This is a genomic window from Mesorhizobium sp. M7A.F.Ca.CA.002.09.1.1 (assembly GCF_003998555.1).
Lineage (GTDB): Bacteria > Pseudomonadota > Alphaproteobacteria > Rhizobiales > Rhizobiaceae > Mesorhizobium > Mesorhizobium ciceri.
In genome coordinates this window covers 1-461 of sequence record NZ_RZRR01001603.1, presented here as the reverse complement: position 1 = coordinate 461, position 461 = coordinate 1, and the positions used below count along the sequence as shown (strand labels likewise).

The following is a 461-nucleotide window of genomic DNA, read 5'->3' as shown; positions in this document are numbered from 1 at the left end:
GCACATCGCCGCTCAGCACGATGCGCTCGCGCTTGCGCTCCTTCTCGGGATTGGCGAGCGGCACCGCCGACAGCAGCGCCTGGGTGTAGGGATGCAGCGCCCTCGAATAGAGTTCGGCCGCCGGCGCGATCTCGACGATCTTGCCGAGATACATCACCGCCACCTGATGCGAGATGTGGCGCACGACGGACAGATCATGCGCGATGAACAGATAGGAGGTGCCGAAGGATTGCTGGATGTCCTTGAGCAAATTGAGCACGCCGGCCTGCACCGAAACGTCGAGGGCCGAAACCGGCTCGTCGAGGATCACCACTTGCGGATTGAGTGCCAGCGCGCGGGCAATGACGACGCGCTGGCGCTGGCCGCCGGACAGTTCGTGCGGATAGCGCTTGCCATGCTCGGGATTGAGCCGCACCAGTTCGAGCAATTCGGCGACGCGCGCGCGGCGGTCGGTCGCCGAC

1 protein-coding gene is annotated in these 461 nt (G+C 65.3%); it reads right to left on the bottom strand.

Annotated features, from left to right (window positions below; genetic code table 11):
* A partial coding sequence (locus EN994_RS34905) for an ABC transporter ATP-binding protein (protein WP_164746600.1) occupies nt 1-461 on the bottom strand: 461 nt, incomplete at both ends.